At 63.3% G+C, this 16230-nt stretch carries 15 protein-coding genes; 10 read left to right on the forward strand and 5 right to left on the reverse strand.

Annotated features, from left to right (window positions below; all coding sequences use genetic code 11):
* Positions 1–48 precede the first annotated feature (48 nt).
* The 3 genes from BKP54_RS27470 (at position 49) to BKP54_RS27480 (ending at position 3494) form a co-directional block, all read left to right on the forward strand.
* Entirely contained in the window at positions 49–1929 is a 1881-nt protein-coding gene (locus BKP54_RS27470) for a glycosyltransferase family 2 protein (protein WP_113569557.1), read from the forward strand.
* 70 nt (positions 1930–1999) lie between these two features.
* Positions 2000–2524, forward strand: coding sequence for a DUF995 domain-containing protein (locus tag BKP54_RS27475; protein ID WP_244497483.1), 525 nt, complete (start codon positions 2000–2002; stop codon positions 2522–2524).
* A gap of 1 nt (position 2525) precedes the next feature.
* Positions 2526–3494, forward strand: a complete 969-nt coding sequence (locus tag BKP54_RS27480; RefSeq protein ID WP_025424957.1) for a glycosyl hydrolase — start codon at positions 2526–2528, stop codon at positions 3492–3494.
* A 104-nt stretch (positions 3495–3598) separates the two neighbouring features.
* Here the strand turns inward: BKP54_RS27480 and hppD are convergent, their stop codons facing one another.
* Positions 3599–4711, reverse strand: coding sequence for a 4-hydroxyphenylpyruvate dioxygenase (hppD, locus tag BKP54_RS27485; protein WP_025424956.1), 1113 nt, complete (start codon positions 4709–4711; stop codon positions 3599–3601).
* A 150-nt stretch (positions 4712–4861) separates the two neighbouring features.
* Here hppD and BKP54_RS27490 point away from each other — a divergent pair, with 150 nt between their 5' ends.
* The gene (locus tag BKP54_RS27490) at positions 4862–5341 is read left to right on the forward strand and encodes an Lrp/AsnC family transcriptional regulator (RefSeq protein ID WP_025424955.1); all 480 of its coding nucleotides are present in this window, start codon (positions 4862–4864) and stop codon (positions 5339–5341) included.
* A gap of 24 nt (positions 5342–5365) precedes the next feature.
* On the opposite strand, the gene BKP54_RS27495 is transcribed toward BKP54_RS27490, so the two are convergent.
* Positions 5366–5833, reverse strand: a complete 468-nt coding sequence (locus tag BKP54_RS27495) for a MarR family transcriptional regulator (protein WP_025424954.1) — start codon at positions 5831–5833, stop codon at positions 5366–5368.
* Positions 5834–6008: 175 nt separating this feature from the next.
* Here BKP54_RS27495 and hmgA point away from each other — a divergent pair, with 175 nt between their 5' ends.
* The 6 genes from hmgA (at position 6009) to BKP54_RS27525 (ending at position 12334) form a co-directional block, all read left to right on the forward strand.
* Positions 6009–7376 (forward strand): homogentisate 1,2-dioxygenase, encoded by a 1368-nt coding sequence (gene hmgA / locus BKP54_RS27500; RefSeq protein ID WP_025424953.1) that lies wholly within the window; start codon positions 6009–6011, stop codon positions 7374–7376.
* Positions 7373–8242 (forward strand): MBL fold metallo-hydrolase, encoded by an 870-nt coding sequence (locus BKP54_RS27505; protein WP_025424952.1) that lies wholly within the window; start codon positions 7373–7375, stop codon positions 8240–8242. The genes hmgA and BKP54_RS27505 overlap by 4 nt, the downstream gene beginning before the upstream one ends.
* A gap of 12 nt (positions 8243–8254) precedes the next feature.
* Positions 8255–9271 carry a fumarylacetoacetate hydrolase family protein gene (locus tag BKP54_RS27510; protein ID WP_057221593.1) on the forward strand — a complete coding sequence of 339 codons (1017 nt, stop codon included), beginning with the start codon at positions 8255–8257 and terminating at the stop codon, positions 9269–9271.
* Between the two features lie 32 nt (positions 9272–9303).
* Positions 9304–9942, forward strand: a complete 639-nt coding sequence (gene maiA, locus BKP54_RS27515) for a maleylacetoacetate isomerase (protein WP_025424950.1) — start codon at positions 9304–9306, stop codon at positions 9940–9942.
* Between the two features lie 165 nt (positions 9943–10107).
* Positions 10108–10992 carry a formyltetrahydrofolate deformylase gene (gene purU, locus BKP54_RS27520; protein ID WP_025424949.1) on the forward strand — a complete coding sequence of 295 codons (885 nt, stop codon included), beginning with the start codon at positions 10108–10110 and terminating at the stop codon, positions 10990–10992.
* Between the two features lie 160 nt (positions 10993–11152).
* A complete protein-coding gene (locus BKP54_RS27525) occupies positions 11153–12334 on the forward strand; it encodes an acetyl-CoA C-acyltransferase (protein ID WP_025424948.1) in 1182 nt (393 codons plus the stop codon).
* 194 nt (positions 12335–12528) lie between these two features.
* Here the strand turns inward: BKP54_RS27525 and lpdA are convergent, their stop codons facing one another.
* The 3 genes from lpdA to BKP54_RS27540 are packed head-to-tail and all read right to left on the reverse strand — an operon-like array spanning position 12529 to position 16230.
* Positions 12529–13923 (reverse strand): dihydrolipoyl dehydrogenase, encoded by a 1395-nt coding sequence (gene lpdA, locus BKP54_RS27530; protein ID WP_025424947.1) that lies wholly within the window; start codon positions 13921–13923, stop codon positions 12529–12531.
* Between the two features lie 7 nt (positions 13924–13930).
* Complete coding sequence (locus BKP54_RS27535; protein WP_025424946.1) at positions 13931–15214, reverse strand: dihydrolipoamide acetyltransferase family protein; 1284 nt, start codon at positions 15212–15214, stop codon at positions 13931–13933.
* Positions 15215–15216: 2 nt separating this feature from the next.
* Positions 15217–16230 (reverse strand): alpha-ketoacid dehydrogenase subunit beta, encoded by a 1014-nt coding sequence (locus BKP54_RS27540; protein ID WP_025424945.1) that lies wholly within the window; start codon positions 16228–16230, stop codon positions 15217–15219.

Here is a 16230-nt window from a genome sequence, read left to right on the forward strand (position 1 = left end):
GCCAGGTCCGCTGCCTTGACGGCGGCGCCGGCCGGCGATGCTTCGGCGATGCTCGTGGCGCTTTTTTCGACACGCATGCGGATTGCGAACGGCTTCGGCATCGCAGCCTGGATTGTCGCATTCCTGTTCTTCTGGGCGTGGTGGCTTGATCCCGCCCATGTCACCCATTGGCCATCCTACGTCATGATTACGATCGTGGTCGGCTGGATCACACTACTGCCTGCCTATTTCATCTTCATCTTCGCAGGCGCCAAGGTCGCGGGAAAGAACGGCCGGGCCGTCCCGAACGGCCGGATCGCCATGGTCGTGACCAAGGCGCCGTCAGAACCTTTCACTGTTGTCCGCAAGACGCTGCTGGCAATGCTCGATCAGATCGGCTGCGATTACGACGTATGGCTGGCGGACGAGGATCCGTCGCCTGAGACGATCGATTGGTGCGCGCGGCAGGGTGTGCTCGTTTCGACGCGCAAGGGGGTTGCTGACTACCACCGCGCCACCTGGCCGCGGCGCACCCGCTGCAAGGAGGGAAACCTCGCCTATTTCTACGATCATTATGGCTATGAACGCTATGATTTCGTCGCCCAGTTCGATGCCGATCACGTGCCGGAGCCGACCTATCTCGTCGAGGTGCTGCGCCCGTTCAACGACCCGAAGGTCGGCTACGTCTCGGCGCCAAGCATCTGCGATGCCAATGCGGCGCGCAGCTGGTCGGCGCGCGGTCGCCTTCACGCCGAAGCGAGCCTGCACGGCTCGTTGCAGGCGGGCTACAACAACGGCTGGGCGCCGCTTTGCATCGGCTCGCATTATGCCGTTCGCACCAAGGCGCTGAGAGAGGTCGGCGGTCTCGGGCCAGAGCTTGCCGAAGATCATTCGACCACGCTCCTGATGAACGCCGGCGGCTGGAAGGGCGTGCATGCCCTGCATGCGATCGCCCATGGGGATGGGCCCGCGACCTTTGCCGATCTCGTTATCCAGGAATTCCAGTGGTCGCGCAGCCTGGTAACGATCCTGCTCAAATATTCGCCGGTCTATGTGCCCAGGCTGCCGATGCGGCTGAAGTTCCAGTTCGTCTTCTCGCAGCTCTGGTACCCGCTGTTTTCCCTGTTCATGGCGTTGATGTTCGTCATGCCGATCATGGCGCTGGTCATGGGGCGGAGCTTCGTCGCCGCCACCTATCCCGACTTCCTGCTGCACTTCGCGCCGCTGTCGCTGGTTCTGATCGGGCTTGCCTATTTCTGGCGCTCGACCGGCACGTTCCGTCCTTTTGATGCGCGGGTTCTCAGCTGGGAAGGCATGCTGTTTCTCTTTGCCCGCTGGCCTTGGTCGCTGCTCGGCTGCGCCGCGGCTGTGCGCGATCACGTCAGCGGCTCCTTTGTCGATTTCCGCATCACGCCCAAGGGCGCAGGACCGGCAGCCCCCCTGCCGCTGCGCGTCATGATGCCCTACCTCCTGCTATCGCTCGGCTCAGCGCTTGCGCTTTGGCTCGTCTCCGACGCCGGCACGGCGCGCGGCTTCTACATCTTTACCGGCATCAATGCCCTTGTTTACGCCGGGCTGGCTGCCACCATCCACGTCCAGCATGCGCGGGAGAACCGCCTTGCCCTCGTTCCCCGTACGGCCATGACGGCGCTGACCGCTGGCTGTCTCGTGGTCATTTCGGTGCTGTCGGGACAGTCGGCCATCCGCCATGGCGCGGAGGCCACCGAGGCGCTCTCGCAGGGACTCGGTTTCGTCGGGCTCACCGAAGCGAAGTTTTCGGTCGCCGGTGCCGGGCAGGGTGGATCGGACCTCAGGGTCGTTCGTTTTCGCCTGAAATGGAAAGGGTTTTCGTCGTCCGCGACAGACGGGCTGCGGAAAGGCTCCGGCTTGCCGGAGGTGCGTGAGACGAGGGTGACAGGCAAGGTCGGGCGGCTTCAGGCATCGCTGTAGCGCAGCGTGCCGCAGGCCTCTCGCACCGCAAAAGGCCCTCAAGCGAGGAGAAAAAATGATGAAACGGTCCATGAATGTATTGTTTTTGCCGCTTCTGCTGCCTCTCGCAGCCTTTGCGGTCTATACCGGCGCGCAACCCGCCAGGGCGAAGACGGAGATCAAGCCGATCCCCTTGAGCGCCTACGAGGTCTATTCTCTCTACCGGAACAAGACCTGGCAATGGCCGACGGGCGGCGCCCGCTTCACCGCGCATGACAGGAAGCTGGTCGCCTTCGTGAACGACAAGGGCAAACGCTCGTTTGCGGAAGGCAACTGGTACGTCAGTGATCTCGGTATGATGTGCATGCAGGCGAAATGGACGGCGCTCGATGGCTCCGGTCCGGCCCGCACCTGTTTCGGGCACAGCAAGATTGGCGACACGATTTATCAGCGGCGCGTGCCGAATGGCGAGTGGTACGTCTTCAAACATGCCAAGCCCAAGCCCGGCGACGAATACAGGAAACTCGTTGCTTCCGACGCAATCACGGAAAAGGCGTTACGCCTGAAGGACCAATACCTGGTCAAGAAGAGCGGTCGAACCGCCACAGGAGGATGACATGAAACGCAAATTGGCATTCGCCCTATGCACTGCGCTCGCCTTCAATCTGGGGTCCGGCGCGGGCCTGGTATCAGCGTTGGCACAGGAGAAGGCCGATCTTGCCGCCAATGGTAATGCAGGTCAGACACAGACAATGGCCGACAAGCGCCCCGTCATCCACCCCGGCGGAACGCGGCTCGGTGCCTATGATCCGCATGGCGATTTCGGCGACCAGACCGATGTCTCGACAGAGCATCTGTTCCTGCCATGGGAAGACGTGGATCTGGAATCGTTGCGCCTGGCTGACGCCTACGCGCTTCAGCGCAAGCGCAAGCTGCTGGTTACCATCGAGCCGTGGTCATGGTCGCTCGACTGGAAGCTGACGCCTGACCAGTTGCGCGACCGGACACTCAGGGGCGACTACGACGCCAACATGGAAGCGATCGCCAGCATGCTTGCCGAGCTGAAGAGCCCGGTCATCGTGCGCTGGGGGCAGGAGATGGAGGACACATCGGGACGGTTCTCCTGGGCCGGATGGGCGCCGCAGGACTACGTCAAAGCCTACAAGCACGCGATGGATATCGTGCGCAAACGAGTACCCAATGTCCAGCTGATGTGGTCGCCCAAGGGCATGCCGAACCTCGGCGAGTACTATCCGGGCGACGACTATGTCGATCTCGTCGGTCTTTCGGTGTTCGGTCTCGAACAGTTCGACGCGATCGAATACGGCGGGCCTCACACCTTCAAGCAGGCGCTGAAACCCGGCTACGGTCTTGTCGCCAAATACAACAAGCCGATCTGGGTCGCCGAGCTCGGTTGGCAGGGCGGCGCGCCCTACATGCAGTCCTGGATCGACACCGCCACACAGCCCGACCCGGATTTCCCAAACCTGGCCGAGGTCGTCTATTTCAACGATCGGGACGTGCATGAATGGCCGCATGAACTCGGTCGGCCGAACTGGCGCGTGGTCAACGACGCCACGAACTGAGTGCGGCGACAGTGCCGGAACCAAAAAAGCCCCTCGCCAGCGGGCGAGAGGCTTGTAAGACTCGAGAATAGCGCCACCACAAGAGAATGGAGGCGCTGTCCGTGCTACTCGGCCGCCTGCGGCCCGAGTTCGCCACGGCGGATCTGGTCGGCCTCGATCGATTCGAACAGGGCGCGGAAATTGCCCTCGCCGAAACCTTCGTCACCCTTACGCTGGATGAACTCGAAGAAGATCGGTCCGATGACGGTCTTCGAGAAGATCTGCAGCAGGATCTTCGTCATGCCGCCGTTCACCACGCCTTCGCCATCGATCAGGATACCGTGCTTCTTCATCCGGTCGATCGGTTCGTCATGGCCGTGTACACGGTCATGCGACATGTCGTAGTAGGTTTCCGGCGGGCCTGGCATGAACTTCAGGCCATTGTCCGCCAGCTTGTCGGTGGCGTCGTAGATGCCTTCGGTGCCGACGGCGATGTGCTGGATGCCTTCGCCCTTGTATTTGCGCAGATATTCCTCGATCTGGCTGGTATCGTCCTTGGACTCGTTCAGCGGAATGCGAATCTTGCCGCAGGGCGAGGTGATCGCCCGGCTGACGAGGCCGGTGATGCGGCCGTCGATGTCGAAGAAATGGATCTGGGTGAAGTTGAACAGCTCGCGGTAGAAGGCCCACCACTTGTCCATGTTGCCGCGATAGACGTTGTGCGTCAGGTGGTCGAGATAATAGAAGCCGACGCCTTCCGGCTTCGGATTGCGCTCGCCGGTCCATTCGAATTCGGCCTCATAGGCCGAGCCCTTGGCGCCGTAGGTATCGACGAAATAGAGCAGCGACCCGCCGATGCCGACGATCGCAGGAACATCGAGACATTTGTCGGTGCCTTCGTAGGGGATGGCTCCCTTGGAGACCGCGTGGTCGAAGGTGTGCTTGGCGTCGACGACGCGCCAGGCCATCGACGGGGCGCAGGGGCCGTGCTCGTCGACGAAGCGCATGGCATGCGAGCCCGGCTCGGCATTCAGGATGTAATTGATATCGCCCTGTCGCCAGACGGTAATGTTCTTGCTCTTGTGTCTCGCGACAGGGCTGTAGCCCATGCGGGTAAAGAGCTCGGCGAGCTTCTCCGGCTCCGGATGGGCGAATTCGACGAATTCGAAGCCATCCGTACCAGCCGGGTTCTCCGCGGTAATCGTTGCGGGCGGGGCGTCATGCGGGAACGGGCCCATCGGAAGTCTCCTCTTTAAGTTCTCCAGATTTCTCTGGCCTCCAAACTTTGCTGGAGTATGACGCAAATTCGATGCATGATGCTTGTATTCTTGTGCGTTTTGAGCAGGATGCCGCACAAAACGTGCGAAATACTGTATAAGGATGCATGAATGGAGCAGCTTGACGGGTTCGATCTCAAGATCCTCAGCGAACTGCAGCGCGACGGACATCTCACCAACAACGAGCTATCGGAGCGCATCGCCCTTTCGCCCTCGCAATGCTCGCGCCGCCGCACCCGCCTGGAGGCGGAAGGCTTCATCACGGGCTATCAGGCGCAGATCGACCGGCAGAAGCTCGGACTCGATCTGATGGTGGTGATTTCGGTGACGCTCGCCACCCACAACCGCGACAACGCCAAGCGCTTCGGCAAGCTGATCTCGGCTCTGCCCGAGGTTCTGGAGGCTTACGCGCTGACCGGCGAAATGGATTATCACCTGCGGGTGGTGACGCCGGACCTCGCCGGCCTCTCGCGCTTCGTCAACGATGTGCTGCTGCCGCATGACAGCGTGCAGCACGTCAAGACGTCGATCGTGCTCGACACCTTGAAGAGTTTCCAGGGCGTGCCGATCCCGGAACGCATGAAAGGCTGATATCAGCGCCGGCTGGTACAAGGCTCATTTGCGGGAAGGGCGCTTCTCGGCCCTGTCGATCGCCCGTTCGATCGCTTCAAGGCCGGCGCATAGCGCCTTCAAGCCGCCGGCGCCGATCAGTTCGTTGAGGTGCGCCTGGTAGACGCTCGCAAGTCCTGTGAGTTCGCCATAGGCCAGCCGGCCGGCCCTGGTCAGTTCCAGATGTTCCAACCGGCGGTCGTCTTCGTCCTCGCTGCGCTTCAGCCAGCGCCGCTCCTCAAGCGCCGAGACGGCGCGGCTGACCTTGGTCTTGTGCATGGCCGAATGGGTGCCGACTTCCGTCGCCGTCATCGCACGGGCCGAGCTTCCAAGCGCCGCCAGCGTGCGCCACTCGGGGCGCGTCAACTGATAGCGCGCCTTGTATTCGGCTGCGAAGCGCACGGCGACGAACTCGGCGGCGCGGTTCAGTCGGTAGGGCAGGAATGCGTTGAGCTCGAAGCCATCGGCCGCCATCTGTGGCATCCTTGATAGTTACAAAATCGATAGTTACGATTGCAACTAATAGGGCGGCAGCGCGCCACCGTCCATTCGGATTTGGGGCGGCGCCCATATGTATAGAACGTGCCGTGGACTTCCGGGATCAGCCGTGATCCTCGATGGGCAGGCACCAGAGGAGGAGGTTGAGGTCATGTTGGACAAGGCACAGAAGCAGGCGGGCGCCGGGTCGACTGCTGATCAGTCGCTTGATTACATGCCGGGGTTCGGCAACGATTTCGAGACCGAAAGCCTGCCGGGCGCCTTGCCGCAGGGCCAGAACAGTCCGCAGAAATGCGCCTACGGTCTTTATGCCGAACAGCTCTCCGGTTCGCCCTTCACCGCGCCGCGCGGCACCAATGAGCGCTCCTGGCTCTACCGTATTCGCCCGAGCGTGCGTCACACCGGGCGGTTCCAGAAAATCGACTATCCGTACTGGAAGACCGGGCCGCATGTGGCCGATCATTCGCTGGCTCTTGGCCAGTTGCGCTGGGGGCCGCTGCCGGCGCCGTCGGAAAAATTGAACTTCCTCGAAGGCATCCGCACCATGACGACGGCCGGCGACGCGCTGACGCAGGGCGGCATGGCAGCCCACGCCTATGCCTTCAACGCCGATATGGTCGACGACTATTTCTTCAACGCCGACGGCGAGCTTTTGATCGTGCCGGAATGCGGCGCCATCCAGGTGTTCACCGAACTCGGCAAGATGGATGTCGAGCCTTCGGAGATCTGCCTGGTGCCGCGCGGCACCATGTTCAAGGTGACCAGGCTTGGCGACGAAAAGGTCTGGCGCGGTTACATCTGCGAAAACTACGGCGCCAAGTTCACACTGCCGGATCGCGGTCCGATCGGCGCCAACTGCCTTGCCAATCCGCGCGACTTCAAGACGCCGGTAGCTGCATATGAAGAAAAGGAAACGCCCTGCCGCGTGCATGTGAAGTGGTGCGGCGCCTTCCACGTCACCGAGATCGGCCATTCGCCACTCGACGTCATCGCCTGGCATGGCAATTACGCGCCCTATAAATACGATCTCAGGACCTTTTCGCCTGTTGGAGCGATCCTGTTCGATCATCCTGATCCGTCGATCTTCACCGTGCTCACCGCGCCGTCGGGCGAGGAGGGAACGGCGAATGTCGATTTCGTCATCTTCCCGCCGCGCTGGCTGGTGGCCGAACACACCTTCCGGCCGCCCTGGTATCACCGCAACATCATGAGCGAGTTCATGGGCCTGATCTATGGTCGCTATGATGCCAAGGAGGAGGGCTTCGTGCCCGGCGGCATGAGCCTGCACAACATGATGCTGGCCCACGGGCCGGACGCATCAGGTTACGACAAGGCGACAAACAGCGAGTTGAAACCGGTGAAGCTCGATCATACGATGGCCTTCATGTTCGAAACCCGCTTTCCGCAGCAATTGACCCGCTTCGCCGCCGAACTGGAGACGTTGCAGGACAACTACATCGATTGCTGGACCGATCTGAAAAAGCGCTTCAACGGCACGCCGGAAGGCGACTGGTCTTGAGAGCACGCCTGGTTCTGCTCGGCAGCAAGGGTGGCCCGGCAATCCGTCCGGGCGGCCCTTCGCCGACCTCGTCCTTGCTTGAAATCGGCGGCCGCACTGTGGTTGTCGACTGCGGCCTCGGCGTCACCCGCGGCCTCACCGATGCCGGCGTCAGCCTCAAAGCGCTGGATTTGATCTTCATCACCCATCTGCATTCCGATCACGTGCTCGAGCTCGGGCCCTTGATCCACACCGCTTGGACCGCCGGTCTCGCAACGACCGTGCGCGTCTTCGGCCCGCCGGGAACCCGCGACTACTGGCACGGCTTTCTGCAGGCGATGAAATTCGACATCGTTATCCGCGTCATCGACGAGGGCCGGCCCGATCTGCGCCAACTCGTCGACATCGTCGAATTTGCCGAGGGCCCGGTCCTGGCCGAAGGCGACCTGGCGGTGTCGGCGCTGCGCGTCGATCATCCGCCGGTGACCGATTGCTTCGCGCTGCGGTTCGACCATGCGGAGGCGAGCGTGGTATTTTCGGCCGACACGGCCTATTTCCCGCCGCTCGCCGATTTCGCTGATCGTGCCGACATTCTGGTGCATGAGGCAATGCTGACAGAGGGCGTCGATCGGCTGGTGGCGCGCACCGGCAACGGCGCGCGGCTGAAGGAGCACCTGCTGGCAAGCCACAGTTTTGCCGGAGAGGCCGGTGCGATTGCCACGGCGGCCGGCGTCGGGCGGTTGGTGCTGCATCATCTCATCCCGGCCGACGATCCTGAAATCACGCACGCTCATTGGACGGCTGCCACGCGCAAAAGCTGGACCGGTGCCTTGACGATCGCGTCTGACGGCCTTGTTGTGGAACTTGCGGACGAATCGTCTGCGTAGAGGGAGGATTGCATGAAACTGGCGACACTCAAGGATGGCTCGCGTGACGGAAAACTCGCGGTCGTCTCCCGCGATCTCACCCGCTGCTCGGAGGTCGGGCACATTGCCCGCACGATGCAGGCCGCACTCGACGACTGGGCACATACAGGGCCGCGGCTCGAGCGCGTTGCCGAAGGCATCGAAACCGGTGCGCAGCCAACGGTCCGCTTCCACGAGCACGATGCGCTTTCGCCGTTGCCGCGCGCCTATCAGTGGGCGGACGGTTCAGCCTACGTCAATCACGTCGAGCTGGTGCGAAAAGCCCGCAACGCCGAGATGCCGGCGAGCTTCTGGACCGATCCGCTGATCTACCAGGGCGGCTCGGACAGCTTCATTGCGCCGCGCGATCCGATCCTGATGACGGATGAAAGCTGGGGCGTCGACATGGAAGGCGAGATCGCCGTCGTCGTCGACGACGTGGCGATGGGTGCCTCGATCGAAGAGGCGCGCGCCGCCATTCGGCTGGTGATGCTGGTCAACGACGTGTCGCTGCGCGGTCTTATCCCGGCCGAACTCGCCAAGGGTTTCGGTTTCTATCAGTCGAAGCCGTCGTCTGCCTTCTCGCCGGTCGCCGTCACGCCGGATGAATTGGGCGACGCCTGGGATGGCGGCAAGCTGCATCTGCCGCTTCATGTCGACCTCAACGGCAAGCCTTTCGGCCGCGCGGACGCCGGCGTCGACATGACCTTCGATTTCGGCCAACTGATTGCGCACGCGGCCAAGACGCGGCCGCTTGCATCGGGCACGATCATCGGTTCGGGCACCGTCTCCAACAAGCTCGACCGTGGTCCCGGAAAACCGGTCTCCGAAGGTGGCGCCGGCTACTCCTGCATTGCCGAGCTGCGCATGATCGAGACCATCGTTGGCGGCGCGCCCAAGACGCACTTCCTGCGCTTCGGCGACATCGTGCGCATCGAGATGAAGGACAAGGCGGGCCATTCGATCTTCGGTGCGATCGAGCAGTCGGTCGGGCCTTACGAAAAGGCCTGATTGTGGGCAGCGCACGCGACGAGGATAGCAGCATGGCCGAGACCGATCTCTATGACTATTGGCGGTCCTCGGCGAGCTACCGTGTCCGCATCGCGCTGAACAGTCTCGGCGAGACCTATCGATCGGTGCCGGTGGACCTGCTTGCCAGGGGCCATCGGCAAGCGGAACATCTCGACCGCAATCCGCAGGGGCTCTTGCCCGTGCTCGACATCGATGGCGAGCGGTTCACGCAATCGCTCGCCATCATCGAGTATCTGGCGGAAACGCGGGAAGCGGCCGGCTTCCTGCCTGATGATGCGGTGGGGCGGCAGCGCGTGCGCGCGCTGTCCTACGCGATCGCGATGGACATCCATCCCGTCTGCAATCTCGGCGTCGTATCCTTCGTCATGGCCAATGCTGCAGACGGCGAGGCCGCGCGCCGCGACTGGATGCGCAAGTTCATCGGCGAGGGCTTGGCGGCGTTCGAGCGCCTGCTCGACCACCCGTCAACCGGGAGCTTCTGCCACGGCGACAGCCCCGGCATGGCCGATTTCTGCCTGGTGCCGCAGGTCTACAATGCCCGTCGCTGGGACGTCGATCTTTCCGCCTGCCCGAAACTTGTCGCCATCGACCAGCGCTGCGCCGAGATCGACGCGTTTGCCCGCGCCCATCCCGATCGCACCCCGCGCTAGCCAATCCAGGCGCCATTCACAAAGCCGCACCGGTGCCGGCTGGCCGGTTCCGTCCAGCCGATGTCGCGAATGGATCGACAGCCGGGCGAAGGCCGCGCTAGTTTTCGCGGTGACTGGCCGTATAAGGGGGGCCGGAAAAACCTCTGGAGCGAGAGACAGATACCGATGAAAAGCTATGTGCTGACCGTCACCTGCAAGTCCACCCGCGGCATCGTTGCCGCCATTACCGGTTATCTCGCGGAAAAAGGCTGTTATATCACCGACAGTTCGCAGTTCGACGACCTGCAGACGGGCCTGTTCTTCATGCGCCTGACCTTCATCAGCCAGGACGGCGTCAAGCTCGACGAGCTGAAGGAAGGCTTTGCGCCTGTTGTCAAGCGGTTCGACATGACCTGCGAGATCCGCGACAGCGAAGAGCGCATGAAAGTGCTGCTGATGGTGTCGCGTTTCGGCCATTGCCTCAACGACCTGCTCTACCGCTGGAAGATCGGCGCCTTGCCGATCGATATCGTCGGCGTCATCTCCAACCACTTCGATTACCAGAAGGTGGTCGTCAACCACGACATCCCCTTCCACCACATCAAGGTGACCAAGGAGAACAAGCCGCAGGCCGAAGCACGCATGCTGGAGATCGTCGAGCAGACGGACGCCGATCTGGTCGTGCTCGCCCGCTACATGCAGGTTCTGTCCGACCAACTCTGCAAGAAGATGTCCGGCCGGATCATCAATATCCACCATTCCTTCCTGCCGTCGTTCAAGGGCGCGAACCCCTACAAGCAGGCCTATGAGCGCGGCGTGAAGCTGATCGGTGCGACGGCGCACTATGTCACCGCGGATCTCGACGAGGGTCCGATCATCGAGCAGGACATCGCCCGCATCACCCATGCCCAGAGCGCCGAGGACTATGTCTCGATCGGCCGCGACGTCGAAAGTCAGGTGCTGGCGCGCGCCGTACACGCCCATATCCATCATCGCTGCTTCATCAACGGCAACCGCGTCGTCGTCTTCCCGGCGAGCCCCGGCAGCTATGCTTCCGAGCGCATGGGCTGATTGCCGGCCGGCAGCCCGACCTGCCATCGCCGGGCGTTGTCCCGGCGGTGGAACACGTGAAAATCCGATCCGGTCGCTGGCGCCAACAAGTCGCGTTGCACTGCACAATCGCTGCGCTATAGTCGCTTCCAACCGCGAGAGAGGCGGTGCAGGAGGAAGAATGGACAAGCTTGACCCGGTCGTCATCGTTTCGGCGGCACGCACACCGATGGGCGCCTTTCAGGGCGGCCTCAAGGATTTGACGGCGCCGGAGATCGGCGCCATCGCGCTGAAGGCGGCGCTTGCGCGCGCCGGCCTCGATGCCGTCGACGAAGTGCTGATGGGCAATGTACTGCCCGCGGGCGTCGGCCAGAACCCGGCGCGCCAGGCGGCACTCGGCGCCGGCCTCGGCATGGAAACGCCGTCGACCACGATTTCGAAAGTTTGCGGTTCGGGCATGAAGGCGCTGATGCTCGGCCATGACACGCTGCTTTCCGGCGGCGCCACGGCGCTTGCGGTCGGCGGCATGGAGTCGATGACCAATGCGCCCTATCTACTGCCCAAGGCACGCGGCGGTTTTCGCCTCGGCCACGGCGAAGTCAAGGATCACATGTTCCTCGACGGTCTCGAGGATGCCTATTCCGGTCGGCTGATGGGCACCTATGCCGAAGATACGGCCGAGCACTACCAGTTCTCCCGCGAGGATCAGGATGCCTTTGCCCTGCGTTCGCTGGAACGCGCCGTGAAGGCATTGGAGGATGGTTCGTTTGCCGAGGAGACGGTTGCGATCAACGGCGCCGGCAAGCGACAGACCGTAACGCTTGACCACGATGAGCAGCCCGGAAAGGCGGACCCGGCAAAAATCCCGAAGCTGAAGCCGGCGTTCCGTGAAAACGGCAGCGTGACGGCCGCCAACTCCTCCTCGATCTCAGACGGTGCGGCAGCGCTCATCCTGATGCGCGCAAGCGAGGCGGAGAAGCGTGGGCTGACGCCGCTTGCGATCGTTGCCGGCCATGCCGGTCATGCGCAGGAGCCAGCCTGGTTCACCACCGCGCCGATCGGAGCCATTGAGAAGCTGCTGTCAAAGCTCGATTGGGAAAAGAACAGCGTCGGGCTCTATGAAATCAACGAAGCCTTCGCCGTGGTTGCCATGGCTGCGGTCCGCGACCTCGGCCTTTCCGACGACATCGTCAACATCCACGGCGGCGCCTGCGCGCTCGGCCACCCGATCGGCGCTTCCGGCGCCCGGATCATCGTGACGCTTCTGCACGCGATGCGCGCCAAGGGCGTCAGGCGCGGCATCGCCTCCCTCTGCATCGGCGGCGGCGAGGCGACGGCGGTGGGGCTGGAGTTGTTGCAGTAAGGGGGGCATTGTCGCCGCCCTCATTCCTGTGCTTGTCACAGGAATCCAGCAGCGCCGCGTCTGCGGCGCTGAAGGGCTTCTTTCCTCCGAAGAGCTGAATGCGCGATGACGATTCATTCACGGCGCCGACGCGCCGTAGCTGGATTCCTGTGACAAGCACAGGGATGAGGTGAGAGGAGATCGTCTCTCGCCGTTCAGATATGCAGCGCGTGGCCCAAAGCCTTGAGGGCCGCCTCCTGGAACGCTTCCGATTGCGTTGGGTGAGCATGGATCGTGCCGGCGATGTCTTCTAGGCGCGCGCCCATCTCAATCGCAAGTCCGAAGCTTGCCGAAAGCTCGGACACGCCGTGGCCAACGGCCTGGATGCCGAGGACCAGATGGTTGTCGGCGCGCGCGACGACGCGCACGAAACCGTCCTCCGACAGCGTCGTCATGGCGCGGCCGTTCGCCTGGAAGGGAAACTGGCCGATCTTGATCTCGATGCCGCTGGCACGGGCTTCTTCCGGCGATAGTCCTGATGTCACGATCTCCGGGTCGGTGAAGCAGACGGCGGGAATGCAGCGCTTGTCCCAGGCGCGTTTGTTGCCGGCGACGATCTCCGCGACCATTTCCCCTTGCGCCATGGCGCGGTGGGCCAGCATCGGCTCGCCGGTGACGTCGCCGATCGCATAGATGCCGCGCATCGACGTGCGGCACTGGTCGTCGATGCGGATGAATTTTCCGGCGCGGTCGAGATCGATTTCTTCAAGCCCAAAACCTTCGGTCACGGGTTTGCGGCCGACCGTCACCAGAACCTTTTCCGCCGGTACCTCGATCGGCCGACCATTGTGCTCGGCAAGCAGGCTCTTGCCGTCGGCGGAGAGCCCCTTGGCAACTGTCTGGGTGAACACTTCGATGCCGAGTTCGCCGAGCCGCTTGGCAATCGGCTTCGACAGATCGGCGTCATATTGCGGCAGGATGCGCGTCTGCGCCTCGAGCACGGTGACGTGAGCGCCGAGCTTGGCAAAGGCGGTGCCGAGTTCCAGTCCGATGTAACCGCCACCGATGACGGCAACGCTGGCCGGCACGCTTTTCAACGACAGCGCCTCGGTCGACGAAATGATCGAGCCGCCGAACGGCATGTCGGGAAGCTCGATCGGCGCCGAGCCGGTGGCAATCACGATCGCGTCGGCGCGAATGCGCTGCAGGCCGATCTCGGTCTCGACATCGACCGTCTTGCCGTCGACGAAACGGGCGACGCCGATGACGGCCTTAACGCCTGCCTTCTTCAGAAGGCCGGTGACACCGCCGTTCAGCCGGCCGACGATGCCGTCCTTCCAGGCAACGGTGCGGGCGAGATCGATCGTCGGGTTGGCGAGCGACAGGCCGAGCGGACTGCGGCCGGAGGCAGCCGAGCGCAACTTATGGAATTCGTCGGCGGCGTGGATGAGCGCCTTGGACGGGATGCAGCCGACATTGAGGCAGGTACCGCCGGCCTTCGCCTTCTCGACGATGACGGTGTCGACGCCGAGCTGGCCAGCGCGGATGGCGCAGATGTAGCCGCCGGGGCCGGCACCGATGACGAGCAGCTTGCAGGAAATTTCCTTCATGATCGCCTCATGCCTCCACGAAAATCAGCGCTGGCGTTTCGAGCAGAGCCTTCAGCCGCTGCACGAAGGTGGCCGCATCCCAGCCATCGATGACGCGATGGTCGAAGCTCGACGACAGGTTCATGATCTTGCGCGGTACGAATTGCGCACCGTCCCAGACCGGGCGAACCGCCAGCTTGTTGACGCCAACGATCGCGACCTCGGGGTGGTTGATAACAGGGGTCGTGACGATGCCGCCGAGTGCGCCGAGCGAGGAGATGGTGATGGTCGAGCCGGTGAGCTCGTCGCGGGTCGCGGTGCCAGTACGGGCCGCTTCCGCCAGCCGGTTGAGCTCGACGGCGCAATCCCAGATGCCGCGCGCTTCGGCGTGGCGCACGACCGGCACGGTCAGGCCCGCCGGCGTCTGCGTGGCGATGCCGATATGTACCGCGTGGTGACGGTTGATGATGCCGGCGCCATCGTCGAAGGTGGAGTTCACACCCGGCAGATCGGCGATCGCCCGCACAAGCGCGCGCATCAGATAGGGCAGGATCGTCAGCTTCGGCTGATCCGGCTTGCGATCGCGGTTCATCATGGTGCGCAGGTCTTCGAGTGCTGTCATGTCGACCTCCTCCACATAGGTGATGTGGGGGATGCGCGAGGTCGACAGCGTCATCTTCTCGGCGATGCGGCGGCGTAGACCGGTCACCTTGATCTCGTCGATGGCGGTCTTGCGCACGAGCCCGGCAGGGACTGCCACCGGCTGCGCGCCACGGGCAAGAAACTGGTCGAGATCATCATGGGTGATGCGCCCGGCAGGCCCGGTGCCGGTCACCTGGCGCAGGTCGACTCCGCTTTCGCGGGCGCGCAGGCGCACGGCGGGGGAGGCCAGTGCCTTCTCCAGGCGCTCGGATGAAACATGCACGCCGTTCTTGGCCGGGGCCGCCGTCTTCGCCTCGACCTTTGCCGGTTGGCTCGGTGTTGCGGCCGGGGCTTCGGTCTTCGGCACCGGTTTTTCCTCCGCCTTGGCCGCTGGCTTTTCTTCGGCCGCAAGAGCCTCCGTGCCTTCGCCGGCGATTTCGATGCGAACGAGAGGGGCCTTGACCGCCACCGTGTCGCCGATCTCGGCACCGAGCCAGAGCACCGTGCCGTTGACCGGTGAGGGGATCTCGACCGTCGCCTTGTCGGTCATGACGGCGGCGAGGATCATGTCCTCGCGCACGGGATCACCGGGTTTCACATGCCATTCGACCAGTTCGGCCTCGGCCACGCCTTCGCCGACATCCGGCATCTTGATTACGAATTCGCCCATGCTCAGGCCTCCATCACTTCGACGAGCGCGCGTCCGACGCGCGCCGGGCCGGGGAAATAGTCCCACTCCTGGGCATGCGGGTAGGGTGTGTCCCAGCCGGCGACGCGCACGACGGGGGCTTCCAGATGGTAGAAGCAATACTCCTGGACGAGGGAGGCGATTTCGCCGCCGAAGCCCGATGTCAGCGTCGCCTCATGCACGACGACGCAGCGGCCGGTCTTTTCGACCGACTGGACGATGGCGTCGAGATCGAGCGGCAGCAGGCTGCGCAGGTCGATCACCTCGGCGTCGATGCCGGTTTCTTCCACTGCTGCCAGCGCCACATGCACCATGGTGCCATAGGCGACGACGGTGACGGCCGAGCCCTTGCGACGCACTTCCGCCTTGCCGATCGGGATCGTGTAATGCCCCTCCGGCACCTCGCCGAGATCGTGTTTCGACCAGGGGATGACGGGCCGGTCGTGATGGCCGTCGAAGGGACCGTTATAGAGCCGCTTCGGCTCCAGGAACATCACCGGATCGGGGTCTTCGATCGAGGCGATCAGCAGGCCCTTGGCGTCATAGGGATTGGACGGCACCACGACCTTGAGGCCGCAGACATGGGTGAACAGCGCTTCCGGGCTCTGGCTGTGCGTCTGGCCGCCGAAGATGCCGCCGCCGGTCGGCATGCGCAGCACGATCGGGCAGGTGAAGTCGCCGTTGGAGCGATAGCGGATGCGGGCTGCTTCCTGGGTGATCTGGTCGTAGGCGGGGTACATGTAGTCGGCAAACTGGATCTCGACGCAGGGTTTCAGCCCGTAGGCCGCCATGCCGATTGCCGTGCCGACGATGCCGCTTTCGCTGATCGGCGCGTCGAAGCAGCGGGTCTTGCCATATTTCGCCTGAAGCCCTTGCGTGCAGCGGAAGACGCCGCCGAAGTAACCGACGTCCTCGCCGAAGACGACGACATTGTCATCGCGCCCCATGGAGACGTCCATGGCGCTGCGCACGGCCTCGATCATTGTCATTCTGGCCAT

The sequence above is a fragment of the Ensifer sp. 1H6 genome, from assembly GCF_001976035.1.
GTDB classification, from domain to species: Bacteria; Pseudomonadota; Alphaproteobacteria; order Rhizobiales; family Rhizobiaceae; genus Ensifer; species Ensifer canadensis.